This window comes from Salmonella sp. SJTUF15591, from assembly GCF_043356435.1.
GTDB lineage: Bacteria > Pseudomonadota > Gammaproteobacteria > Enterobacterales > Enterobacteriaceae > Salmonella > Salmonella enterica.
In genome coordinates this window covers 400,161-418,118 of record NZ_JBEUJO010000003.1, presented here as the reverse complement: position 1 = coordinate 418,118, position 17,958 = coordinate 400,161, and the positions used below count along the sequence as shown (strand labels likewise).

The 17,958-nt window shown below is 53.5% G+C and carries 14 protein-coding genes and 1 pseudogene; 5 read left to right on the top strand and 10 right to left on the bottom strand.

What is annotated here, in order from left to right:
- Positions 1–12 precede the first annotated feature (12 nt).
- From ABVM99_RS09475 to ABVM99_RS09450, 6 genes are all read right to left on the bottom strand, one after another.
- Positions 13–1,074, bottom strand: a complete 1,062-nt coding sequence (locus ABVM99_RS09475; RefSeq protein ID WP_023195053.1) for an SIS domain-containing protein — start codon at positions 1,072–1,074, stop codon at positions 13–15.
- Positions 1,075–1,086: 12 nt separating this feature from the next.
- A complete protein-coding gene (locus ABVM99_RS09470; protein WP_000178065.1) occupies positions 1,087–1,935 on the bottom strand; it encodes a PTS system mannose/fructose/sorbose family transporter subunit IID in 849 nt (282 codons plus the stop codon).
- The gene (locus tag ABVM99_RS09465; RefSeq protein WP_000228866.1) at positions 1,913–2,692 is read right to left on the bottom strand and encodes a PTS mannose/fructose/sorbose/N-acetylgalactosamine transporter subunit IIC; all 780 of its coding nucleotides are present in this window, start codon (positions 2,690–2,692) and stop codon (positions 1,913–1,915) included. The genes ABVM99_RS09470 and ABVM99_RS09465 overlap by 23 nt, the downstream gene beginning before the upstream one ends.
- A gap of 25 nt (positions 2,693–2,717) precedes the next feature.
- Entirely contained in the window at positions 2,718–3,179 is a 462-nt protein-coding gene (locus tag ABVM99_RS09460; RefSeq protein WP_000634729.1) for a PTS system mannose/fructose/N-acetylgalactosamine-transporter subunit IIB, read from the bottom strand.
- Positions 3,180–3,193: 14 nt separating this feature from the next.
- Positions 3,194–3,616, bottom strand: a complete 423-nt coding sequence (locus ABVM99_RS09455; protein WP_000820693.1) for a PTS sugar transporter subunit IIA — start codon at positions 3,614–3,616, stop codon at positions 3,194–3,196.
- A 101-nt stretch (positions 3,617–3,717) separates the two neighbouring features.
- Positions 3,718–6,483 (bottom strand): sigma 54-interacting transcriptional regulator, encoded by a 2,766-nt coding sequence (locus ABVM99_RS09450; protein WP_023195052.1) that lies wholly within the window; start codon positions 6,481–6,483, stop codon positions 3,718–3,720.
- 133 nt (positions 6,484–6,616) lie between these two features.
- Between ABVM99_RS09450 and ABVM99_RS09445 the strand changes: the two are divergent.
- Positions 6,617–6,694: pseudogene (locus ABVM99_RS09445) on the top strand (GNAT family N-acetyltransferase); the annotation flags it as partial.
- 111 nt (positions 6,695–6,805) lie between these two features.
- On the opposite strand, the gene tsr reads toward ABVM99_RS09445, so the two are convergent.
- The gene (tsr, locus tag ABVM99_RS09440; protein WP_023195051.1) at positions 6,806–8,467 is read right to left on the bottom strand and encodes a methyl-accepting chemotaxis protein; all 1,662 of its coding nucleotides are present in this window, start codon (positions 8,465–8,467) and stop codon (positions 6,806–6,808) included.
- 366 nt (positions 8,468–8,833) lie between these two features.
- Here tsr and btsT point away from each other — a divergent pair, with 366 nt between their 5' ends.
- The 3 genes from btsT (at position 8,834) to yjiA (ending at position 12,249) form a co-directional block, all read left to right on the top strand.
- Positions 8,834–10,984 (top strand): pyruvate/proton symporter BtsT, encoded by a 2,151-nt coding sequence (btsT, locus tag ABVM99_RS09435; RefSeq protein ID WP_000379928.1) that lies wholly within the window; start codon positions 8,834–8,836, stop codon positions 10,982–10,984.
- Positions 10,985–11,078: 94 nt separating this feature from the next.
- Positions 11,079–11,282, top strand: coding sequence for a YbdD/YjiX family protein (locus tag ABVM99_RS09430; protein WP_000460616.1), 204 nt, complete (start codon positions 11,079–11,081; stop codon positions 11,280–11,282).
- Between the two features lie 10 nt (positions 11,283–11,292).
- On the top strand, positions 11,293–12,249 hold the full coding sequence (gene yjiA, locus ABVM99_RS09425) for a GTPase (RefSeq protein WP_000187838.1): 957 nt from the start codon (positions 11,293–11,295) through the stop codon (positions 12,247–12,249).
- 74 nt (positions 12,250–12,323) lie between these two features.
- Here yjiA and ABVM99_RS09420 read toward each other — a convergent pair whose 3' ends face one another.
- The 3 genes from ABVM99_RS09420 to ABVM99_RS09410 all read right to left on the bottom strand — a co-directional run bounded on the left by ABVM99_RS09420 (position 12,324) and on the right by ABVM99_RS09410 (position 14,083).
- A complete protein-coding gene (locus ABVM99_RS09420) occupies positions 12,324–12,626 on the bottom strand; it encodes a BrnA antitoxin family protein (protein WP_000063143.1) in 303 nt (100 codons plus the stop codon).
- Positions 12,613–12,900: a BrnT family toxin gene (locus tag ABVM99_RS09415; RefSeq protein WP_001131963.1), complete on the bottom strand. Its 288-nt coding sequence runs from the start codon at positions 12,898–12,900 to the stop codon at positions 12,613–12,615. The genes ABVM99_RS09420 and ABVM99_RS09415 overlap by 14 nt, the downstream gene beginning before the upstream one ends.
- Positions 12,901–13,168: 268 nt before the next feature.
- Complete coding sequence (locus ABVM99_RS09410; protein ID WP_000290515.1) at positions 13,169–14,083, bottom strand: restriction endonuclease; 915 nt, start codon at positions 14,081–14,083, stop codon at positions 13,169–13,171.
- A gap of 197 nt (positions 14,084–14,280) precedes the next feature.
- On the opposite strand from ABVM99_RS09410, the gene hsdR reads away from it, so the two are divergent.
- Positions 14,281–17,790 (top strand): type I restriction-modification system endonuclease, encoded by a 3,510-nt coding sequence (hsdR, locus tag ABVM99_RS09405; RefSeq protein ID WP_023194447.1) that lies wholly within the window; start codon positions 14,281–14,283, stop codon positions 17,788–17,790.
- Positions 17,791–17,958: the final 168 nt, after the last annotated feature.

The window sequence follows — 17,958 nt, the reverse complement described above, 5'->3', positions numbered from 1 at the left end:
TCTCCTGATTGTTCAGATTTTACTTTTTAAAACGCGATCGAAATCGTCAAAAATGCGTACCGAAAGGTCGATGCCTTTCAGTGAGGCGATATGAAACGCCATGAGTTGTACCGGCACAATCAACAGCAATGGCGAGAAATGGTGATCAACCGCTACATCCAGCGCAAGCGTCTGGTCATCCTGCGCCGCCTTCGCCAGCGTGAGAGTAAAGGTTTTGGCGACCGCAGGCGTCATATACTCCCGTAGCGCCCTGGAGCGCGCGTCGGGCCGGTCCTCAAAGAAGAACATCACATGTTCCGCATTGGCTTCCAGATACGGGCCGTGCATATAGGCTTCCAGCTCAAACCCGCTTGAGGGAACACGCACCGTCTCGGTAAATTTAGTTTCCAACTCTTTTGCCACCCCAACCAGCGCGCCGTAGCCTATCGCCACAAAACGCGTCCCGTTTCGTAAAACGGACTGGTGCTGGTGAATAAACGCTTCCGTACGCACGATAACCAACGGCAGGGTTGCCGCGATGCGTTGAAGCTGCGCCACATACTCCTCGACCTGCGATTCCGTCAGTCGCTGCTGCTGACGGGCAATTAACAACGCGATAAGCAACAGATTCAGTACCGTCGCGCTAAATCCACGGGTAACAAAGCCGACGGACTCAATCCCGGTCAGAATATCCAGTGGATAATCACTGGCCTTGCCAAGAGGGCTTTGCGGATCGGCGGTCAGAGCGAATACCGGACGTCCCTGCGCCTGAACTTTACGCATCGCCTCCAGGGTAGAAGCGCTTTTCCCGCTCTGGGAAATAGCAATAACCATATCGGCTTGCGGATCGCTATTCTCATACTGGCTAAAGGTGTACGGCTCTTTAATATCGATAGAGATACCGCAGCGCTCAAAGAAATAACGGGCGCAAAAGGCGGCATTCAATGACGATCCGGTGGCTAATATCAGTATTCGTCGTAACGTTTTTTGGCTGGCGAACCGCGATACTTCTTCCAGCGACTGGCGATGGCGGCGAATAATATTCGCCAGGACGTCAGACTCTTCGTTAATATAGGTCAGCATGGTTGGTGACATTGTGTATCCCTCTTAAAATAACCCTATCCAGGAACCGAAAATTCCCACCAGCGCAATACCGCCAATGATGGTTAACGGTTTCACTTTTTTCCCTAACAGCCAGTACACAATGGCGAAGCTAATTAACGGCAGCAGACAAGGCATGATGTCGTTAATAATGTCCTGGACATGGGTTTTCGCCTCTCCCGTACCAAACGTAATGGGAATGGTGATATCAATCATGGAGGCCGTCATCGCGCCAACCACCATCAGACCGATAATCGAGGCGCCATAGGTTAGGCTTTCCATCATTCCGCTTTGCTGAATACGTTGCAGTACGCCGGTTCCCAGCACATAGCCCCAGCGGGTAAAGAACCAGCGGGCCAGAATATGCGGTACGTTAAACACCAGCAGAAATAAAATCGGCCCCAGAATATTGCCTTTCAGCGCCAGGCTGGTACCGATGCCAGTGGCGATAAGACGCAATGTTCCCCAGAAAAAAGAGTCGCCAATACCCGCCAGCGGCCCCATTAACGACGCTTTGACGTTATCGATAGAACTGGCGTCCATCTCTTTTTGCTGGCTATTTTTCTCCTCCATCGCCACGGTAATACCGAGGATCAACGTCACAATGTGCGGCGTGGTATTAAAGAAAGCCAGATGGCGTTTTAGCGCTTCGGCAAGATCTTCTTTTCGGCTATACAGTTTCTTTAATACCGGAATGAGCGTATAGACGAACGCCAGGTTCATTTGTCGTTCATAGTTCCAGGAAAACTCCATCTGGAATGACCGCCAGAAGACGCGGCGTAAATCACGCGCGGTGACCAGACCAGTGGTTTCCGCCTGCTGGCGGTCTTTATCAGAAATCATCTTCATCGTCATGAGACGCTCCTTGCGCAGGTGCCGGTTGCGAGGCCGCAAATTTCGGCATATTGACCATCACGACGGCGACGATCGCGCCGAGAATCGCAATACCCGTCACCGGAATTTTTAAATACGCCATTAAAACAAAACCGAGGAAAAAATAGGGGGCGACCTTTTTATTAATTAATAAGCGCGCCAGCATGGCAAAACCCAGCGCGGGAATAATACCGGTGGCAACGCTTAATCCATGTTTAATAAATTCTGGAATGGCATCCAGAAAACCTTTAACCATATTCACGCCCGCTAAATAAGAGACCGTGACGATAATCCCCAGCGTCAGCGACAGCCCAATGCCGGAGATTAAATGCATACGCTCAATGCCCCGGGTATCCCCCACCTCAGCGTAAGCATCGGCTTTATGACAGAGCAACGGAATAAACATTCCGTTATAGATATTTTTCACAATTAACGCCAGTGTCGCGATAGGCAAACCTAATAACAGCGCGGTTTCCGCCCCAGCGCCGGAATTAATCGCAAAGGCCACACCTAAAATACCGCCAGTGACCACATCCGGCGGCAGCGACGCGCCCACCGAAAAGGAACCGATAAACGCCAACTCCAGCGTCGCGCCCATCACAATTCCGGTTTCCATGTCGCCCAGCACCAGTCCGGTTAAAAGTCCGGTCACGATAGGTCTGGAAATCAGCGACGTCCCTAATGCATATTCAGACTGGGCGATAAACGCCACCAGTCCAAGTAAAAGCGCCTCTACCATAATATGTCCTCAGGAGGGTATCCGCTCAGGCAAAAAGTTGTTTACGATCGTTAGGCACCAGCCGAATTTCTATCTCTACTCCGCCAGCCGCCAGCTCCCGAAGTTGAGTCATTTCATCCGCTAACAGATTGATGGCTTTAGCAATATTCTGGCTCCCTTCACGTACCTTCGTGCCGCCTAAATTAATGCTTTTAATGTCGGGTAATTCGCGCGCCAGCCGGTACGCATCCGCCACGGACTCAACAACAATAAAAAGTTTATATTTATCGGTAACGCCGCTTTTTATCGCTTCAATTGAATCGGCAATATTTTTAATAACCAGCTTCACCGCGGGCGGCTTCGCCATTTTAATGGTGGTTTTACGCAGGTCATCATTAGGTACGCTGTCGTTGGCAATTAAAATACAGTCTGCGCCAACGTACTGCGTCCAGGAAAAGGCGACCTGTCCATGTAATAAACGATGATCCACCCGTAAAAAAACAATCATGACGCTTCCTCCCCTTAAAAATCTTTATCGCTTTGCATGGCGCTGGTGATAGTTTGATTGCAGTACTGAATATTTTCTTTTGAATCCGCTAACGCCGTCATTATGGTATGCGTGGTATTGCCATCGTTTTCCGACATAAAGAGATCGATAACCAGCGGCAGGTTAATCCCTGCCAGCAGATGAAAATTTTCTCGTGATAAATAACGGACAAATTCGTTATTCACGCTGCCGGCAAAAATATCGGTCAGCGCAATAATTTCATCTTCCGGCGGGATCCGGGCAATTAGCGTATCTACCTGCTGGCTTAAATCCACGCTCTCTTCAACGTAAGCGCACAGCGTCCAGACATTTGACCGTTTGCCTAAAATCAGCTCCACGGAGTTTAAAACTCCGCTGGCCAGCGTGCCGTGGCTGGCGAAAATATAATGTCTCTTCATCCTGACCTCTAAAACACATTCCACTGTGATAAAAGAGAGCAAGCGGCGTGCCAGAAAAAGTGGCGCGCCGAAAAAAGATGTGGGTTAACAGAGGGGAATCGTTAAAACTGTTGATCTTGCTCGATAAGTTCTGTTTCGAAGGTCAGGATATTATGGATATAGCCAAGCTCGGCGGTGGGGATTTTGACACTGTAGTTACTCTCAATGACACTAAACGCTTCCCGTAGCCGATTCAGTTCCTGTTCCGGACACTGTTGCCCACTCCAGGCAGTAATGCCCGCATGGCGGATCAGACGCTCAATCAGGCAACTAATATGCACATAGAGCGCCACCTTTCTTTCATTCGAGACGGTAACGCCCGCCAGATGCTCATAGCGCAGCAGAAACTGCTCAACGTGGTTGATGACTTTGCTGGTGTCGAGGATGGTGACGGATTCGATCACTCGTCGGAGCGAGAAGTTTTTCAGCAGCAGGTTGTTGATCTCCGCCACCTGCTCCGGCGTGGTCAGCGAACCAAACAGCCGCATCAGATAGTGGTTCCCCTCGCCGGAGATCAGCGAGTCGAGCGAAATCCACGGCACGCTGGCGATGTGCGGGTCCAGCGTGCCGACTATCGCCAGTACGTCGTAGCGCATAAATACCGGCTCCTGGGTTTTATTGCTCGCCAGCATCGCATAATCGCAGGCGACGACGTCAATCTCCAGCGCCTGCGGAATACTGGAGCTCAGTAATGCGCAAAGATTCGTCGCCACACCGATACCGGTCGCGCAGGTGGTCAGTATGGCGCGCGGTTTGTTGCTTTTCGGCCAGTAGAGCTGATACTCGACCGGCACATCCCGGGCGATATCGCGGGCGATCTCTTCAATAAAATGCCCCTGTAAAATACGCTCCCCTACATACAGGGCCATGCTGGTCGAGACGTTGTTGATAATCGTCACCGGCGTGGAAAGCGCGCGATCAAAATGACGATGAATGGCCTTGAGCGATCCCATATCCACCAGAATCATCAGGCCGGAGGCGAGCGGATGCTCTTCCAGATAGCGCATCACCTGCTGCGCTATCGCCTCCGGCGTGACGTCCAGCGGCATATCGAACGATTCAAAAATCGTATTTTTCAGTAGCCGGTTGGCGACGTTGGCGATACTGCTGGCGGTGGCATAGCCATGCGCCAGAATCACCGCATGCGTCACCTGTTTTTGGTTGTTAGCCCCCTGTTTATGCAGCCAAAGCGCCAGCAGCAGCATATCAATGCGTCTCGGCTCCAGATCCAGCTTCTGGCCCAGCGTCTCCAGAATTTGTAAACAGAAGCTGTACAGCAGCGGATATTTCTGGGCGAGGAAGGCGTCAAGTTGGCGGATCTGCTCGCTGTTGAGACGAGAAGGCGCCAGTGCGGTACGATGGATTAAATAGTGGCTAAGCGCGTAAATACAGTTGCCGTTAAGCTGCATATTGAAGCGCTTCTCCAGACGATAAAACTCTTCCCGCACCTGGCTTGTAATTAACAGCAACCGCTGTGAGTGCACATTATCGTCGCCGGTAAAAATCAGGCGATCGAAGAGAGTTTCAATTTCATCGCCCATTCTTTTTTGTACCGTCTCCCACTCCTCTTTCCCGCTACGTACCAGTTCGTATAGCGCCAGCACATGACACTGCGTATCATGGATCATGCCCTGCATCTCGTCGCGGGCGCGCAGCAGCCAGGTAAGGTTCGTGTCGGGCGAGATGCTCACCGGCGTGTCGTCCGCCAGCGGTTCATTCAGTGACGGCAATGCCGACAGCATGGCATCCGGCAGATCGTGCAGCGACACGGTAACGGTTTCCTGCCCAGGCTTTTTCGCCCATGCCGTCGCCACCGCATACTTCACCACATTTTTCAGCTCGCCGACGTTGCCGCGATAAACATACTGATTGAGGATCTGCAACAAACGCGGTTTGAGGATAAGCGTGGCCGAGAGTTTTTTCGCCTCCGTCCAGAAAAACAGTAAGATCAGCGCCTCTTTTTCCTGACGGCTGCGGTGCTGGAGATCCGGCAGGTTGACCTGAATCGGGATGCGTCGCAAAAATGTCGTCAGAAAGGTACTGTGTATCTCTTCGGTCGTCGCAAATACCAGACGTACCGAAACCGGATGCCCCTGCGCGGTGTCGCCTACCCGATAAATTTCACCACGATCGAGCCAGGTAAAGAGCTTCTCCTGCCCTTCGGCGCTCAGCCGGTGGACTTCATCCAGAAATAACATGCCGCCGTCAGCCGCCTCGAATGCGCCCGGTCTGTCGCTCTGCGCGCCGGTAAACGCGCCCTTCACATAGCCAAAAAGATTCGCCGCCAGCAGTTCGGGATTGCTCGCATACTGGGCGCAATTAAAACTGATAAATGGCGCATCCGGCGACAGAAGCGCCTGGGCGATGGCATATTCGTGCATGAGCTGCGCCAGATAACTTTTCCCGGTGCCGCTTTCGCCGGTCATCAGTAGCGGCAGTCCGCCGTCGGGATAAAACAGCGCGGTTTTCAGTTGCTCAATCGGGCGCTTCAGGCTTTCGTTATGACCAATCAACAGAGAAAAGTGATCGTCCGGCGCGCACTCCTGTTCCCCGTGCGCTAACAGCTCCGCGACGCTGGCGTATTCATTACGCGAAAGGGTAAAAAACTGTTGGCTAAATGCCTGCTTATGCAGGAAATAGACGGGACGGGTATTGATTTTGCAGAGCACGCCCTGCGCCACCAGTTGGTTCAGATAATGGCTGGCGGTATTACGCTGCATATTAAAACGCTGTGCCAGATAGCGCGCGGTAAACACCTCACTGACATTTTCCGGATCAAAAAAATCCGTTTGGTTCATCAGGAAAGCAAGCAGGGCATCTTTGCGCATCGTATCCTCTCACGATTATCACATCAGCAATTATGATGCCGCGAAACAAGGCTCTCCTGTCGTGCGTTCTCTCGCTTTATTCATTTTTTGTGGATCACCGCACACCTTCACTCAACGTTGGATTAACGCGCGACGTCAGAAAAGAGAGGAGGAAGCGGCGCACGGCCTGGCGTATGAATCACGCTGCGCTATGCGCCTGATGCTGGTTTAAAATCGGCCTGCGCGGACTGCCAGGCCTGATAAGCGCTACGCCATCAGGCAAAAGTGTGAACATCTCATTCGGCCTACGGTCATCTGTAGGCCGACTGTTCACCATGCGCCCTTAAAACGTTTCCCAATTATCGCTGCCGTCGGCCACTGCGGCCTTTGGTGACGACACGGCTGCCGGGGTTTTTACCGCAGCCACATCACGCGCACGCTGCTGTTGCTGGTGAATACGGAACACCGCGACGGCCTGGGTCAGACGGCTGGCTTGCTCTTCCAGCGCCGCAGCCGCGGCGGCGGACTCTTCCACCAGCGAGGCGTTCTGCTGCGTTACGCGATCCATCTCCGCTACCGCCAGGCCCACCTGGTCGATGCCACGGCTTTGCTCGTCAGACGCCGAGGCAATCTCGCCCATGATATCGGTTACGCGGGTCACTGCATTGACGATCTCATCCATGGTTTCACCGGCGCTTTCGACCAGCGTCGACCCCACATCAACACGGCTCACGGAATCCTCAATCAGACTCTTGATCTCTCGTGCCGCCTGCGCGCTACGCTGGGCCAGATTACGGACTTCACCGGCTACCACCGCGAACCCGCGCCCCTGCTCGCCTGCGCGCGCCGCTTCTACCGCCGCATTCAGCGCCAGGATATTGGTCTGGAAAGCAATACCGTCGATTACGCTGATAATATCGGCGATTTTCTGCGAACTGGAGGCGATATCGCGCATTGTTTGTACGACGTTATCCACTACTTTGCCGCCTTTTTGCGCTGTTTCAGAGGCGCTCAATGCCAGGTGACTGGCCTGACGGGCGTTTTCGGCGTTCTGTTTCACGGTGGCGGTCAGTTGTTCCATACTGGCGGCGGTCTCTTCCAGAGACGCTGCCTGCTGCTCAGTACGGGAAGAGAGATCGTTGTTGCCCATCGCAATCTCGCTGGCGCCGCTATAGATTGCATTCGCGCCGTTACGTACATCGCCAACGGTACGCATCAGTTCACTTTGCATATGACGCAGGTTTTCAGCCAACTGCCCCATTTCGTTGGAGCCTTCCACGTCGATACGCTTCACCAGATCGCCGCTGGCGATATGACGAATGCTTTCAATCAGACGATTCATCGGGGCGATAAGCGACAGTTTGATGCCGAACCAGACGGCGATAATGACCACCAGAACGGCAATCAGCACACTGACCAGTACCCACATCGCCTGGTTGTAGGAACTGTTGTTATCCTCAACAGCAATATCGTACAGACGATCGTTTTGCTGCATATAGGCCATGTACTGCTTCTCAAAAGCGTCCTGATAGCTTTGAGTCGGTTGATCAAAAAACTCGTTAATCTTACCCGCGCCAAGAAGCTGAATAAGCTCCGCCAACGCGCCGTGGTAGATATCATAGGTTCGTTTGATCTCAAGGAAAGCCGCCTCACTCTGACGTGAATCGCGCGGTAATGACTCATACTGCGCCCAGTTTTTTTCGGTCAGCTTCAGCGCATTGGTCGCCCCCTGCATCAGTTCAGCGACAGTTGCGCCGCTGCCAATATTGCTCTGGTCCATCATCCAGCGGATACCCGCGCGATTCAGGGTATTACGCGTTTGCAACAGTTCCACCCAGGTTGCATTCAGGGCAGACTGCTGCTGACGAATGGTTTGCAATACGGTGAAGTTTTCTTTGTCATTCTTCAGCGAGTTGAAGAACAGCCCGCCGGATGTCAGTTGTAAAAGGCCAAATAGCGCCAATACCAGCAGTAAGCTGGTAACAATTTTAATTCGTTTTAACATGTTTTCTCTTTCCGCTAGACAGATACAGAATTTTCGGCCTGGAAAGGGAAAACTTTATGGGATGCGCGCCATTAATATCACGATTAGCTCAGTTAAGTCGTTATGACGCCCCGCGCAACAAGGATCGTCCCATTTTATATCGTGATCTCAATCACATAAAATAGCCCACGCCCTCCTCCGCGAAACCGCTTACCGGTACGTCCGACCGCTTAAACCGCCATACAACCACTCACTGATTTACCTAACTTTACGCGCGCGATGATCTGGCAAGATCCTCTCAGCATAGCAGTCAATTTACCTCCTCAAACACGAACTCAATGTCCACCCAGCTTCGGCTGATAATTAAACTTACAACCAGGTTTTACTATGGATACGAAAAAGATATTCAAGCACATACCCTGGGTGATTCTCGGAATCATCGGTGCTTTCTGCCTCTCGGTCGTTGCCCTACGTCGGGGTGAACACGTGAGCGCCCTGTGGATCGTGGTCGCTTCCGTTTCCGTCTATCTGGTGGCTTACCGCTACTACAGCCTGTATATCGCCCAGAAGGTCATGAAACTCGACCCGACGCGCGCGACGCCGGCGGTCATCAATAACGACGGCCTGAACTACGTGCCGACTAACCGCTACGTGCTGTTTGGTCACCACTTCGCCGCCATCGCCGGCGCAGGTCCGCTGGTCGGGCCGGTATTGGCCGCGCAGATGGGCTATCTGCCGGGGACACTGTGGCTGCTGGCGGGCGTGGTGCTCGCGGGCGCAGTGCAGGACTTTATGGTGCTGTTCATCTCTTCCCGCCGTAACGGCGCCTCTCTTGGCGAGATGATCAAAGAAGAGATGGGTACCGTTCCAGGCACCATCGCGCTGTTCGGCTGCTTCTTAATTATGATCATCATCCTCGCGGTGCTGGCATTAATTGTGGTTAAAGCGCTGGCCGAAAGCCCGTGGGGCGTCTTCACCGTCTGCTCAACGGTGCCGATTGCGCTGTTTATGGGCATCTACATGCGCTTCCTGCGTCCGGGACGCGTAGGCGAAGTCTCCGTTATTGGTATCGTGCTGCTGGTGGCGTCTATTTACTTCGGCGGCGTGATTGCCCACGACCCTTACTGGGGCCCGGCGCTGACCTTTAAAGACACCACCATTACCTTCGCGCTGATCGGCTACGCCTTTGTTTCCGCGCTGCTGCCGGTATGGCTGATCCTCGCCCCGCGCGACTATCTCGCTACCTTCCTGAAAATCGGTGTGATCGTCGGTCTGGCGCTGGGGATTGTGATCCTCAACCCGGAACTGAAAATGCCGGCATTGACGCAGTACGTCGATGGTACCGGCCCGCTGTGGAAAGGCGCTCTGTTCCCGTTCCTGTTCATCACCATCGCCTGTGGCGCCGTCTCTGGCTTCCACGCGCTCATCTCTTCCGGTACCACGCCGAAACTGCTGGCCTGTGAGACCGATGCGCGTTTTATCGGCTACGGTGCGATGCTGATGGAGTCCTTTGTTGCGGTGATGGCGCTGGTGGCGGCCTCGATCATTGAACCGGGTCTCTACTTCGCGATGAATACCCCGCCGGCAGGTCTGGGCATTACCATGCCAAACCTGCACGAGATGGGCGGCGAGAACGCGCCGCTGATTATGGCGCAGTTGAAAGACGTTACCGCACATGCAGCGGCGACCGTCAGCTCCTGGGGCTTTGTGATTTCCCCGGAACAAATCCTGCAAACTGCGAAAGATATCGGTGAACCGTCAGTATTGAACCGCGCAGGCGGCGCGCCAACGCTGGCAGTAGGTATCGCGCACGTGTTCCACAAAGTCCTGCCGATGGCGGATATGGGCTTCTGGTATCACTTCGGTATTCTGTTCGAAGCACTGTTTATCCTGACCGCACTGGATGCGGGTACCCGTTCCGGCCGCTTTATGTTGCAGGATTTGCTGGGTAACTTCGTCCCGTTCCTGAAAAAAACCGATTCTCTGGTCGCGGGTATCATCGGTACCGCAGGCTGCGTCGGTTTGTGGGGCTATCTGCTGTATCAGGGCGTGGTCGACCCGCTGGGCGGCGTGAAGAGCCTGTGGCCGCTGTTCGGTATCTCTAACCAGATGCTGGCCGCCGTGGCGCTGGTGTTGAGCACCGTGGTACTGATCAAAATGCAGCGCACCAAATACATCTGGGTGACGGTGATCCCGGCGGTATGGCTGCTGATCTGCACCACCTGGGCACTGGGCCTGAAACTGTTCAGCGCCAACCCACAGATGGAAGGTTTCTTCTACATGGCAAACCTGTATAAAGAGAAGATTGCCAACGGCACCAACCTGACCGCGCAGCAAATTGCCAACATGAACCATATCGTGGTGAACAACTACACTAACGCTGGTTTGAGTATTCTGTTCCTGGTGGTGGTGTACAGTATTATCTTCTACGGTTTCACCACCTGGATGAAGGTACGCAACAGCGATAAACGTACCGACAAAGAAACCCCGTATGTGCCCGTGCCGGAAGGCGGCGTGAAGATCTCTTCACACCACTAAAACTGATGCCGGGTAGCGCACAGCGATCCCGGCTAGTGTAGGCCGGATAAGGCGCAAGCCGCCATCCGGCTTTATTCATTAACAGGACGGCAGAATGTTTGATACTTTAGGTCAGGCAAAAAAATATCTCGGCCAGGCGGCAAAAATGTTGATTGGTATTCCGGACTACGACAACTATGTCGAGCACATGAAAACTAATCATCCCGACAAGCCGTACATGACCTATGAAGAGTTCTTCCGCGAACGTCAGCAAGCACGTTACGGCGGCGATGGCAAAGGCGGTATGCGCTGTTGTTAATGGAGAGACTATGACCCCGATTGCAGTTACCCTACTTACCGGTTTTCTTGGTGCCGGCAAAACCACCCTACTACGCCATATCCTCAACGAACAACATGGTTTTAAAATCGCCGTTATCGAAAACGAATTTGGCGAAGTCTCCGTTGACGATCAACTGATTGGCGATCGCGCCACACAGATCAAAACCCTGACTAACGGCTGCATCTGTTGTACCCGCTCCAACGAGCTGGAAGATGCGCTATTAGACCTGCTCGACAGCCGCGACCGCGGCGATATTGCTTTCGACCGTCTGGTGATTGAATGCACCGGCATGGCTGACCCCGGCCCGATTATTCAGACCTTTTTCTCCCATGACGTATTATGCGAACGCTACCTGTTAGACGGCGTGATTGCGCTGGTCGACGCGGTGCACGCTAACGAGCAGATGAACCAGTTCACCATCGCCCAGTCGCAGATAGGCTACGCCGACCGTATCCTGCTGACCAAAACCGACGTGGCAGGCGACAGCGAGAAACTGCGCGAGAGGCTGGCGCGTATCAACGCCCGCGCCCCGGTTTATACCGTGGTACACGGCGATATTGACCTGAGTCAGTTGTTTAATACCAGCGGCTTTATGCTGGAAGAGAACGTGCTGGCAAGCCAACCGCGTTTCCACTTTATTGCCGATAAACAGAACGATGTGTCGTCAATTGTGGTGGAGCTGGATTACCCGGTGGATATCAGCGAGGTGTCGCGGGTGATGGAAAACCTGCTGCTGGAATCAGCGGATAAACTGCTGCGTTACAAAGGGATGCTGTGGATCGACGGCGAACCCAACCGCCTGCTGTTCCAGGGCGTGCAGCGTCTCTACAGCGCCGACTGGGACAGACCGTGGGGCGACGAAACGCCGCACAGCACGCTGGTATTTATCGGGATCCAGTTGCCGGAAGACGAGATCAGAGCGGCGTTTGCGGGGTTAAGGAAGTAACCATTAAGCGCTTATCTGGCCTGGCGGGAATTTGTAGGCCGGATAAGGCGCAGCCGCCATCCGGCATCTTCGGGCTATTTCTTATTTTGCTCGCGCAGCATCGCCTCGCGCAGAATGGCATTGAGCCGCGTCTGGTAGCCTTTTCCTGGCCGTTTCAGCCACTCCATCACATCGGCGTCAATACGCACCGAGGCCTGAGTTTTTAACGGGCGAAAAAACTTACCACGCACTGCTTCAGACCACTGCCCATCCTCCGAAGCGGGAATGTCGCTGTAATCAATCTCATCATCTGATTTTTTCACCAGCGCCTTCAGTTCAGCCTCATGCTGAGCACTCAGCGCGGATGCGTTGCCGCGTTTATGTTTAACCATGCTCATAACGATTCCTCTCTTTTCTGTCCGCCTTGCGGGCGCTGATGATACGGATAACTTCAAAACCACTTTCGAACCGAACGCTATGAGCAACCAGAATGACCACAATGCCATGAACAAGGCCGAGGGTCTGCCAACGATATTCTCCATTCTCATAACGCTCCTGACGTGACAGGTGTCGGGGATCGTCAAACACCAGTACCGCATCCTCAAAGCGGACACCGTGCTTCCTCAGGTTGCTTTTAGCCTTGTTCGCATCCCATTCAAACTCCATCGGCATGTGTTTTTCCTAATTGTACATACAAAAATGTATATACAATTATCTTACGATTATACCTGGATTGTTGGAAATAGCTTCACAATTTGCGTATTCGAGATAAAAGGAAATTGACCAGAAGAGTAGGCCGCAGAAGGCGCAGCCGCTATCCGGCATGGGTTTAGGCTGATACGCAGCCATAGAAAGTCACGTGATTTCTGGGCGAGAGGAAACACTGGTGCCCACAACGTGATCCATCTCAATTACCCGCAATCAGGTTCCAGCGTTACCACTACTCAAAGTAATCCATATCGAGCTTTGGCAACTTGAGTAAACGTGAGGATACGCCAATATCATTATCAATCATCAGATGCACCAGCCTGTCGCCATCCACCAGCACCAGACCTTCAACTTTGTTAGCATAGTCTCTGGCATGCGCCGTAAAGCCTGAGGTGGTAATAAAGACGCCACGTTTCACTTTTTGCTCAGGCAATGCGCCATAAAAGCCCCTGACTTCAGCGCTCCCAACGGTGCCTTTCCAGCGTTTGGCCTGAACGTAGACTTTTTCCAGCCCGAGCTTATCGAGAGAGATAATACCGTCAATGCCGCCATCGCCGGTTCCCCCTACGCGCTGCAAATCACCGCGATGGCCGCCATATCCCAGGCGGTGCAACACATCTAACACAATCACTTCAAAACGCGCCGGCGAAACCTGAAGCAGGTTCTCCAGCAATTCTTCGGCAACAGATTCACGAATCTCATTGAGCGCTTGCTCCAGGCGATCGTCCGGGCTGCTTCTGGCAAGCTCATCATCCTCAATCGATTCTGGCTGTGGATCTAACGCCACCGCATCTGCCGGCTTACTGAGCTTTACGCCGTTAAAATCACAAGCAAAATGACTCACTTCCTGCTCGGTCATCGGCTGCGGATGCGAGGCAACCCAGCTCATTCCCGCTGGTGTTAAACACCATTTTCCCCGGGATAGGCTCTGCGATAACCCGGCGCGTTTGAGACGATCGTGCGCCCAACCGGTGCGGTTCTGGTACGTCAGTTGTCCACTGGTAATCACCTCTGCACGCTGCTGCTCATTTAACCCAAGCATTTCGGCTGCAGCTTCACGCACTTCTCTGACCAAAGCGCCCTCGGGTCGAGTGGCCAGAAAACGCAACACTGGTTCAATAAATTTGTCATATGTTGGAACAGCCATAAATCCATCCCTGCTATTGATATAGATTAGATACCCCGCCGGAGAACGATACTCTTCAGGAAAACATTAGGAAAGAAGCAGTTACTCTCTGATTGTTCGTTGATCACACACAATATGAAGTCTACCATGGGTCTGTTATTTTCCCTTTACGGCACAGGGTAATAACGTCTTCCCGCTCAGGAACCGGATAGATAAAAATGAACAAATCTAACTTCGACTTTCTCAAAGGCGTCAACGACTTCATTTACGCCATCGCCTGCGCGGCGGAAAACAACTATCCGGACGATCCTAATACCACTCTGATAAAAATGCGCATGTTTGGCGAAGCCACCGCGAAACATCTCGGCCAGTTGCTGGATATACCCGCCTGCGAAAACCAACATGACCTGCTGCGCGAACTGGGCAAGATTGCGTTTATTGATGACAGCATCCTTTCTGTTTTCCATAAGCTGCGCCGTATCGGTAACCTGGCCGTCCACGAATTTCATAACGATCTGGACGATGCCCAGATGTGCCTGCGGCTCGGATTCCGCCTCAGCGTCTGGTACTACCGGCTGGTGACCAAAGATTACGATTTCCCGGTGCCAATGTTTGTTCTGCCAGAACACGGCGAGAATCTTTATCACCAGGAAGTGCTGACGCTGAAACAACAGCTGGAACGTCAGGCACAAGAGAAAGTACAAAGCCAGGCCGAACTGGAAGCTCAGCAGCAAAGACTGGTTGCGCTCAACGGCTACATTGCCATCCTTGAGGGCAAACAGCAGGAAACCGAAGCTCAGACCAAAGCACGTCTGGCCGCGCTGGAGGCACAGCTTGCGGCAAAAGATGCCGAACTGGCGAAGCAAACCGAACAGGAACGTAAGGCCTATCACAAAGAGATCACCGATCAGGCGATCAAACGCACGCTGAATCTCAGCGAAGAAGAGAGCCGCTTCCTGATCGACGCCCAGTTGCGTAAAGCGGGCTGGCAGGCCGACAGTAAAACGCTGCGCTTTGCCAAAGGTGCTCGCCCGGAACCCGGCGTCAATAAAGCGATTGCCGAATGGCCAACGGGTACAGATGAAACGGGAAAAACAGGCTTTGCCGATTACGTATTGTTCGTTGGCCTGAAGCCCATCGCTGTCGTTGAAGCGAAACGCAAAAATACCGATGTCTTCAGCAAGCTCAACGAGTCTTACCGTTACAGTAAATACTTCGATAACGGATTTTTACGCGACACGCTGCTGGAGCACTACGCTCCCGACGAAGTGCATGACGCCGTGCCGGAGTATGAAATCAGCTGGCAGGACACCAGCGGTCAGCAGCGCTTTAAAATCCCCTTCTGCTACTCCACCAACGGGCGCGAATACCGCGCAGCGATGAAGACCAAAAGCGGTATCTGGTATCGCGATGTCCGACACACCACCAATATGTCAAAAGCGCTGCCGGAATGGCATCGTCCGGAAGAGCTGGTCGCCATGCTGGGCAGCGATCCGCAGAAACAAAACCAGTGGTTTGCCGAAAACCCCGGAATGAGCGAACTCGGCCTGCGCTATTACCAGGAAGATGCCGTCCGCGCGGTGGAAAAAGCTATCGTTAACGGTCAGCAACACATCCTGCTGGCGATGGCGACCGGTACCGGTAAAACCCGTACCGCCATCGCCCTGATGTTCCGTCTGATCCAGTCGCAGCGTTTCAAGCGCGTCCTGTTCCTGGTCGATCGTCGCTCGCTCGGCGAGCAGGCGCTGGGGGCGTTTGAAGACACGCGCATTAACGGTGATACCTTTAACAGCATTTTTGATATCAAAGGGTTGACCGATAAATTCCCGGAAGACAGTACCAAAATCCACGTCGCCACGGTGCAGTCGCTGGTCAAGCGAACGCTGCAATCCGATGAGCCGATGCCAGTTGGCCGCTACGACTGTATCGTGGTTGATGAAGCGCACCGCGGCTACATTCTCGATAAAGAGCAGACCGAAGGCGAGTTGCAGTTCCGCAGCCAACTGGATTACGTTTCCGCCTATCGCCGCATTCTCGACCACTTCGACGCGGTAAAAATCGCCCTGACCGCCACGCCAGCGCTGCACACGGTGGATATTTTCGGCGAGCCGGTTTACCGCTACACCTACCGTACGGCGGTGATCGACGGTTACCTGATCGATCAGGATCCCCCTATTCAGATCGTCACCCGCAACGCACAGGATGGGGTCTATCTTTCCGAGGGTGAACAGGTGGAACGCCTGAACCCACAGGGCGAGCTGATCAACGACACGCTGGCCGACGATCAGGATTTTGAGGTCGCCGATTTTAACCGTGGCCTGGTGATCCCGGCGTTTAACCGCGCGGTATGCGGCGAGCTCACCAAATATCTGGATCCCACCGGGCAGCAAAAAACGCTGGTGTTCTGCGTCACCAACGCCCATGCCGATATGGTGGTCGACGAACTGCGTACCGCGTTTAAGAAAAAGTATCCGCAGCTTGAGCACGACGCGATCATCAAGATCACCGGCGATGCCGATAAAGACGCGAAGAAAGTGCAAAGCATGATCGTCCGCTTCAACAAAGAGCGACTGCCTAATATCGTGGTCACCGTCGATCTGCTGACCACCGGCGTGGATATTCCGTCCATCTGCAATATTGTGTTTCTGCGCAAAGTCAAAAGCCGCATTCTCTACGAGCAGATGAAGGGCCGCGCCACGCGTCTGTGCCCATCGGTGGGGAAAACCAGCTTTAAGATTTTCGACTGCGTGGATATCTACAGTTCGCTGGAAAGCGTCGACACTATGCGCCCGGTGGTTGTGCGTCCGCAGGTGGAGCTGCAAACGCTGGTCAACGAAATTACCGACTCAGAAACCTACAAAACTATCGAAGCGGATGGCCGCAGTTTTGCTGAACACAGCCATGAACAGCTGGTTGCTAAACTACAGCGGATCATCGGTCTTGCCACCTATAACCGTGACCGCAGCGAAGCGGTGGATAAGCAGGTCCGCCGTCTGGACGAACTGTGTCTGGATGCGACAGGCGTCAACTTCGGCGGTCTGGCCTCGCGCCTGCGGGAAAAAGGGCCGCACTGGAGCGCCGAGATTTTCAATAAGCTTCCCGGCTTTATCGCCCGCCTCGAAAGGCTGAAAACCGATATCAACGCCCTGCGCGATGCCCCCATTTTCCTTGATATTGACGATGAGGTGGTGAGCGTCAAATCGCTGTACGGCGATTACGACACGCCGCAGGATTTCCTCGAAGCGTTTGATGCGCTGGTGCAGCACGCCCCTAACGCCCAGCCGGCGCTGCAGGCGGTGATCAATCGCCCGCGCGACCTCACCCGCAAAGGGCTGGTGGAATTGCAGGAGTGGTTTGACCGCCAGCATTTTGAAGAGTCGTCCCTGCGCAGCGCGTGGAAAGCGACGCGCAACGAAGATATTGCCGCCCGCCTGATCGGCCACATCCGCCGCGCGGCGGTGGGCGATGCGCTCAAACCGTTCGACGAACGTGTCGATCATGCGCTGACGCGTATCAAGGGCGAGAACGACTGGAGCGACGAGCAGCTAAGCTGGCTCGATCGTTTAGCGCAGGCGCTAAAAGAGAAAGTGGTGCTCGACGACGACGTCTTCAAAACCGGCAATTTCCACCGCCGCGGCGGTAAACCCATGTTACAGCGCACCTTTGACGACAACCTCGACAGCGTGCTGGATAAGTTCAGCGATTATATCTGGGACGAGCTGGCTTAACGCGTATACACTTCATCCTTCAAGCTGCCTCCGCGTTGGCTGCGCTCATTCACCCCAGTCACGTACTTATGTACGCTCCTGGGGATTCATTCCCTTGCCGCCTTGATGCAACTTGAATGATTTTGTGTATATTACCCAACAATTTCTTCTTCTGCGGCCCCGATAAGG